Here is a 7,171-nt window from a genome sequence, read left to right as displayed (position 1 = left end):
TGCCTCGCGTGCCTCGCCCCGCTCGGCGATGAGCGGCAGCGCCTCGGCGGCCTCGACGTTGGCAGCAAAAGCGGAGTTGGGACAGTACGCGATGTCATCTTCGCCCGTCGCCGCGATCACGTGGAATTCTTGTGACTTGTTGCCGCCGATCGCGCCACTGTCGGCCGTCACGGCGCGGAACTCAAGCCCGATGCGCGTGAAGATGCTCACATAGGCGTCGTACATCTTGCGATACGACTCCTCGAGACCCCCCTGGTCCTTGTCAAACGAGTAGGCGTCCTTCATCGTGAACTCACGACCGCGCATGACGCCGAAGCGCGGGCGGATCTCGTCGCGGAACTTCGTCTGAATCTGGTAGAAGTTGACCGGCAACTGGCGATAGCTCTTGATCTGGTTGCGCGCGATGTCGGTCACGACTTCCTCATGGGTCGGCCCGACGACGAAGTCGCTTTGCTTGCGGTCCTTGAAGCGCAACAACTCGGGGCCGTACTTCTCCCAGCGCCCCGACTCCTGCCAGAGCTCGGCCGGCTGTACCGCGGGCATCAGGAGCTCGAGCGCGCCCGCACGGTTCATTTCCTCGCGCACGATCGCTTCAACCTTGCGTATCGAGCGCAGCCCGATCGGCAGATAGTTGTAGATACCGCCGGCGACACGCCGGATCATGCCGGCGCGAACCATGAGCTTATGGCTGACGACTTCCGCGTCTGCCGGTGCTTCCTTGAGTGTGCCGATAAAAAAACGGGACGCTTTCATTCAGGGTTTCCAAAAGCGGCGGCCCAAGCGGGGCTGCCAAAAAGGGAACGAGTCGATCGGGGCATCGACCGCGTGGGGGCCGCAGCACGGCAATAGCCACGCGTGCTCACCGCCACCACGAGGATTCGTCGGATCAACCGCTGCCCGCGGCAACCCGCGACTGGCAGAGCCTCGACCAATTCTGGTGCATACCGGGTGCCAAAGACTCGTTATCTGTTTATAATCAAAGCAATTTTAAAGGATTCGAAGGTGGTTGTATGCTCGATCGCGAAGGCTTTCGCCCGAACGTCGGCATCATCCTCTTGAACGCGCACAACGAGGTGTTTTGGGGCAAACGGCTGCGTGAACATTCCTGGCAGTTTCCGCAAGGGGGCATCAAGTACGGCGAGACCCCATTGCAAGCAATGTATCGGGAGTTACACGAAGAAACCGGCTTACGTCCCGAGCACGTCAAGATCATCGGTCGCACGCGCGACTGGTTGCGTTACGAGGTGCCGGACAAGTTCATCAAACGCGAAGTACGCGGGCACTATCGCGGCCAAAAGCAGATCTGGTTTCTGTTGCGGATGGTCGGGCGCGACTGCGACATTTGCCTGCGCGCCACGGATCACCCGGAATTCGACGCTTGGCGCTGGAACGAATATTGGGTGCCGCTTGAGGCCGTCATCGAGTTCAAGCGGGATGTTTATCAGCTGGCTTTGACCGAGCTGTCACGTTTCCTGCGTCGCCCTGCGGCGCGTCAAGGCAACAACGTTCAGCACGACAAAGACGGCACGCGCCGCGCCGACGCCCCATGCCAGTCTGCGTGCACGCCGGCCGACGAGTTGGTGCCGGAGCCAATTCCGGCCTGCGCGGACGTGTTGATCACGGCCGCGGGGGTGAGCGTGTCCGATTCCCGGCATGCGGACGCCTCCACGGCACTGACTCTGCCTGAGTAAGTCCGGAGAGAATCGCACTGTCCGTCGCGACGGGACGCTATCATTCGGTTTTCCGAATATTGCGCCCGTTTCCCGAGGACACGAATTGAAAGCAAAGACTCTCGCGGCGGCTTGTCTGGCTGGCGCGGCTGCCGCTGTGCTCGCCGGCTGCACGCATGCGCCAACAACTCCTTCTAATAAGGACGATGGCGCCTTCGCCTACTTTCTCGATCGCAAAGCCACCTGGACGGAAAACAAGGTCGACAAACTACCGCCGCTGCCGAGCGAAGCTAGTCTTCTGTCGTTCGACGTCTCGCAAAACACGCCTCTCGCGTTTTCGGTCGATGCCAAGTCGATCGATGTCGGATCGGATGGCGTGGTCCGCTACACGATCGTCGTCACGAGCCCGGCTGGCGCGCGCAATGTGAACTACGAAGGGATTCGCTGCGACACCTACGAGTGGCGGCAGTACGCGGGGCTGAATGCCACGCACGACGGCTGGGACCGCAGTGTCGCGACCGATTGGAGTCGCATCGAGAACGGCGATCTGAACGCCTATCAAGCTGCGCTTTACCAAGATTACTTCTGCGCGAGCAAGATGGCGGCCGCACCCGCCAAAATGATCATCGAGAACATTCGCTTAAGGCGCACTGCCGCATCGATGGAGCATTGAGGTGTGTGCGGCTCCGATCGGGAAACCGAGAGTCGCCTGATTTTTCGCTGCACTTCGTGAAGCGCCCAGGCGACAAGGAATGCTTCGCCTGGTTCGTTCGAATAGCACGCGAAGCGATGACAATTCGGCAATGCACGTTGGCATACGCCAATCGGCATTGCCGATGTTTCTGTGCCTACGGCTGTACCGCTAATGCGTTTGCGACTACACGAGCACAAGATTGTCGCGGTGAATGAGCTCCGGCTCGAGCATGTAACCGAGGGTGGCCTCGATGTCACTGCTCGATTTGCGCTGGATGAGCTTGGCCTCGGCACTGCTGTAGTTCGTGAGCCCACGCGCGATTTCACGCCCGGCCGTGTTGACGCACGCGATGACTTCGCCACGCGCAAAAGCGCCGCGCACATCCACCACGCCGATCGGCAGCAGACTCTTGCCATCGGCCGTCAGCTTTTCGACGGCGCCGTCGTCGATCACCACGTGCCCCCGCACCTGCAAATGGTCGGCCATCCACTGCTTGCGTGCGGTAAGGCGTGCCGTGCGGGCAACCAGTTGCGTGCCGATTGCCTCGCCCGTGGCTAGGCGCACCAGCACGTCGGGCGCGCGGCCGCTTGCGATCACCGTATTCGCGCCGCTGCCGGCCGCGCGCTTGGCCGCGAGGATTTTGGTCAGCATGCCGCCACGGCCGATACTCGAGCCGGCGCCGCCCGCCATCGCCTCGAGCTCGGGCGCACCGGCATCGGCCTCGCGCACGAGCTCGGCGCTCGGTTCCTTGCGCGGATCGGCCGTGAATAGACCCTGCTGATCGGTCAGGATAATGAGCGCATCGCCCTCGATCAGGTTCGCAACGAGAGCGCCGAGCGTATCGTTGTCGCCGAACTTGATCTCGTCGGTGACGACGGTGTCGTTCTCATTGATGATCGGCACAACACCAAGCCGCAACAACGTCAGCAGCGTCGAACGGGCGTTGAGGTAGCGCTCGCGGTCGGCGAGATCCGCGTGCGTGAGTAGAATCTGCGCTGTGCGAATACCGTGCTCCGCAAAGCGACTTTCATAGACTTGAGCGAGGCCCATCTGCCCGACCGCGGCGGCCGCCTGCAACTCATCGATTTCGCGTGGACGCTTGGCCCAACCAAGCCGCTGCATACCTTCCGCAATCGCGCCAGAGCTGACCAGGACGACTTCCTTGCCGTGCTCCCGCAGCTTCGCAATTTGCTCGGCCCAGCGCCCGATTGCGGCGTGATCCAGTCCGCGTCCGTCGTTGGTCACGAGGCTGGACCCCACTTTTACGACCAGGCGTTTCGAATCCGCGATGACAGAGCGCATCGTGCGAAGTCTCCTCTCTCACACATGAACCGCCGCGCACCCGAGCGGGCGGCGGCAAGAAAATAAGCGACGGACGTGCGAACGTTGCTTTTCTTAGGAGGATCGTACCTTGTCGGCCTGCTCCCCCGGCGGCAATCCATCACGAAAGCGCACGTCCGCGGCCAGGTCCTCCGCCTGCTCCGCACGGTGAGCGTCCGAATGCTCGGCGAGGTAATCGTAGATCGCGTAACAGAGGTTCTCGCAGCCGAGACCCGTCAGTGCGGAGATCTCGAACACCGGGCCGTCCCATTCGAAGCGCTTGACGAAATCGGCCACGCGCGCCTCGCGTTCGTCCTCCGGCACCATATCGATCTTGTTGAGCACGAGCCAGCGCGGTTTCTGATAAAGCGACTCGTCGTACTTGCGTAGCTCGCCGACGATGGCTTTCGCCTCGGCCACGGGATCGACATTCTCATCGAACGGCGCAAGGTCGACGAGATGAAGCAGCACACCGGTGCGCTGCAAGTGCCGCAGGAACTGATGACCGAGACCCGCGCCTTCGGCTGCCCCTTCGATCAGGCCCGGAATATCGGCGATGACGAAACTCTTGCTCGGACCCACGCGCACGACGCCGAGGTTCGGCGCGAGCGTCGTGAACGGATAGTCGGCGATCTTGGGCTTCGCGTTCGAAACTGAAGAAATGAACGTCGATTTGCCCGCGTTGGGCATGCCGAGCAGGCCCACGTCGGCCAAAACCTTGAGCTCCAGGCGCAGCATGCGGCGCTCGCCTGGCTTGCCCTCAGTCTTTTGGCGCGGCGCCCGGTTCGTGCTCGACTTGAAGTGGAGGTTGCCGAGACCACCCGCACCGCCCTGCGCGACCAACACGGTTTGCTCGTGTTCGGTCAGATCGGCGATCAGTTCGCCCGTGTCCATATCGGTGATGATGGTGCCGACCGGCATGCGCAGGGTGATGTCGTCGCCCCCCTTGCCATAGCAATCCGCCCCTCGACCGTTCTCGCCGTTGCGCGCCAGATGCTTTTTCGCATAGCGGTAGTCGATAAGCGTGTTGATATTGCGATCCGCGATGGCATAGACACTGCCGCCGCGACCGCCGTCGCCACCGTCTGGCCCTCCGAACGGAACGAACTTCTCACGGCGCATCGACGCGCTTCCGTCGCCGCCGTCGCCGGCGATCACTTCGATCCGCGCTTCGTCAATGAACTTCATTTCTCGCTCCGTCGCATATTTATGCTATTTTGCCGCGCCCGGCGCGCGACCGCACGCGGCGCACTCGTACGCGCCGCCGCGTTGTTCGTGCCCCGAGATTCAGATCCAACTTGCTGCTGCACAACAAAAAAGGCCCCGCCAACTTCGCGGGGCCCTTCTTGGTATTCCGTACTGGTTCCGGATCAGGCTCAGGCCGCAGCGGGAACGACAACGACGGTGTGCTTCTTGTCTGCGCCCTTCGTCGTGAAACGGACGTGGCCGTCGACGAGTGCGAACAGCGTGTGATCCTTGCCCATGCCGACGTTAACGCCAGCATGCATGCGCGTGCCGCGCTGGCGCACGATGATGCCGCCTGCGTTGATTGCTTGGCCGCCGTACACCTTCACACCAAGGCGTTTTGACTCTGAGTCGCGGCCGTTGCGGGAAGACCCGCCTGCTTTTTTGTGTGCCATCTGATTGCTCCTTGACCGGTGCGCTTACGCGTTGATCGCGTCGATGCGCAGTTCCGTGTAGTTCTGGCGGTGACCAGCGTGCTTCTGGTAATGCTTCCGGCGACGCATCTTGAAGATGGTCACTTTCGCATGCCGACCGTGTGATACGACGGTAGCCTTGACGGAAGCCCCACTGACCAGCGGCGTACCGAATTTACTCGATTCGCCTTCGCCCACTGCGAGAACCTGGTCGAGCGTGATTTCAGCGTCAATGTCTGCCGGTATCTGTTCTACTTTCAATTTTTCGCCGACGGCAACTTTGTATTGCTTGCCACCGGTTTTTATGACCGCGTACATTGAGAACCTCACTCTTTGTTTGTCGCCGCGCCGCCTTTCTTGCCAGCCTTCGTACTCTCCGGCTCCCAAAGGCTTAAGACACCCGATCATCCGGGCGCCGAACCCATGGGGTTCGACCGAGTTCCTGCTCCGGGCTTTTACGTTAAAAGCCAAGGCCAACGATCGACGCGCGAGCGCTCCATCACGTCTTTCGACGTCTTCCACGCACCTGCGTGAAAACGCGCGATTATACATGGAGTTAGCTCTCACGGTCAAAAACTTGGGGCATGGCTTTTCTCCGACCTGCGGACCTTGCTTGGCGCATTGCATCGCCTTGCGCAAGTGAGCGGCTCCGGCGACGCTTGGGCGCGCTCGATGCATCCGTTTGGCCAGGGCGCCCTCGGACGCGGCCATAACCCTTTATAATCCGCGGCACCACCCTTTTTGCTCATCATGTCGTCGACCGCCACCTCTTCCCCCAACGCCGCCAGCCTGCTCGCTCCGATTGCCGAGGACATGGAGCAGGTCAATCGCGTCATCCGGCAACGTTTGGCCTCGGAGGTGATGCTGATCAGCCAGATTTCCGAGTACATCATCGGTGCTGGCGGCAAGCGGCTGCGCCCTGCGTTGCTGCTGCTCGTCGCGCGGGCGCTTGGCGACACGACGAACCACCGGCATGAGCTCGCGGCCGTTGTCGAATTCATCCATACGGCGACGCTGTTGCACGATGACGTCGTCGACGAATCGGATCTGCGTCGTGGCCGCAAGACAGCCAATGCGCTTTTCGGGAACGCGGCGAGTGTGCTCGTCGGCGATTTTCTCTACTCGCGCTCCTTCCAGATGATGGTCAGCGTTGGGAAGATGCGCGTCATGGAAATTCTTGCCGAGGCGACGAACATCATCTCCGAAGGCGAAGTGCTTCAGTTGCTCAACATGCACGATGCGGATGTCGATGAGGGCCGCTACATGCAGGTGATCCGCTACAAGACGGCTAAGCTCTTCGAAGCTGCGGCGCAGCTCGGTGCTGTGCTGTCGGGTGCAGACGCTGCAACAGAGGCCGCCGCTGCCGAGTTCGGGAGACGCATCGGCACCGCGTTCCAGATCATGGATGACTGGCTCGACTACACGGGCACAGCCGAATCGATGGGAAAAAACGCCGGCGACGACTTGCGCGAAGGCAAGCCGACCCTGCCACTGATTTTTCTGATCGAGCGCGGCACACCCGAGCAATCGGTGCTCGCGCGCCAGGCGATCGAACAGGGCGGCACCGATCGTTTCGATACGATTTTCGAGGCGATCACGCGCTCTGGCGCGCTCGATCATACGCTTGAGTGCGCTAGAAACGAGGCACAGGCGGCCGCGGCCGCCCTCGCGTGCTTTCCGGATTCGGTCTACAAGGAAAGCCTGCTTGAGCTTTGCGCTTACTCGACGGCTCGGCAGTCGTAGGGCGTGGCAGCTGTCGCGATTTTCGTTTGATGGGGTTCCATTCTCAGACGAACGCTGTTAGAATTGCGGTCTTGCTTGACGTTGAT

General features: G+C 61.3%; 7 protein-coding genes and 1 pseudogene. 3 read left to right on the top strand and 5 right to left on the bottom strand.

All coding sequences use genetic code 11. The features are described from left to right. Nucleotides 1-753 (bottom strand): proline--tRNA ligase (gene proS, locus VL598_RS15785; RefSeq protein WP_325327662.1); only part of this gene is annotated, 753 nt, incomplete at its 3' end. Nucleotides 754-1,010: 257 nt separating this feature from the next. Between proS and VL598_RS15780 the strand changes: the two are divergent. Then, nucleotides 1,011-1,493 (top strand): annotated as a pseudogene (locus tag VL598_RS15780) (RNA pyrophosphohydrolase); the annotation flags it as partial. Nucleotides 1,494-1,776: 283 nt separating this feature from the next. Continuing rightward, entirely contained in the window at nt 1,777-2,343 is a 567-nt protein-coding gene (locus VL598_RS15775; RefSeq protein ID WP_325327661.1) for a CNP1-like family protein, read from the top strand. Between the two features lie 204 nt (nt 2,344-2,547). Here VL598_RS15775 and proB read toward each other — a convergent pair whose 3' ends face one another. The 4 genes from proB to rplU all read right to left on the bottom strand — a co-directional run bounded on the left by proB (nt 2,548) and on the right by rplU (nt 5,660). Continuing rightward, nucleotides 2,548-3,666 (bottom strand): glutamate 5-kinase, encoded by a 1,119-nt coding sequence (gene proB, locus VL598_RS15770; protein ID WP_325327660.1) that lies wholly within the window; start codon nt 3,664-3,666, stop codon nt 2,548-2,550. 93 nt (nt 3,667-3,759) lie between these two features. Continuing rightward, entirely contained in the window at nt 3,760-4,872 is a 1,113-nt protein-coding gene (cgtA, locus tag VL598_RS15765) for an Obg family GTPase CgtA (RefSeq protein ID WP_325327659.1), read from the bottom strand. A gap of 188 nt (nt 4,873-5,060) precedes the next feature. Beyond that, entirely contained in the window at nt 5,061-5,324 is a 264-nt protein-coding gene (gene rpmA / locus VL598_RS15760; RefSeq protein WP_325327658.1) for a 50S ribosomal protein L27, read from the bottom strand. 24 nt (nt 5,325-5,348) lie between these two features. Beyond that, a complete protein-coding gene (gene rplU, locus VL598_RS15755; RefSeq protein ID WP_325327663.1) occupies nt 5,349-5,660 on the bottom strand; it encodes a 50S ribosomal protein L21 in 312 nt (103 codons plus the stop codon). Between the two features lie 432 nt (nt 5,661-6,092). Here rplU and VL598_RS15750 point away from each other — a divergent pair, with 432 nt between their 5' ends. After that, entirely contained in the window at nt 6,093-7,085 is a 993-nt protein-coding gene (locus VL598_RS15750) for a polyprenyl synthetase family protein (RefSeq protein WP_325327657.1), read from the top strand. Nucleotides 7,086-7,171 lie beyond the last annotated feature (86 nt).

Origin of the sequence: Trinickia sp. (assembly GCF_035492435.1) — a bacterium.
GTDB lineage: Bacteria > Pseudomonadota > Gammaproteobacteria > Burkholderiales > Burkholderiaceae > Trinickia.
Note: the sequence above shows the minus strand (reverse complement) of the source record. Positions and strands in the feature narration are given on the sequence as shown.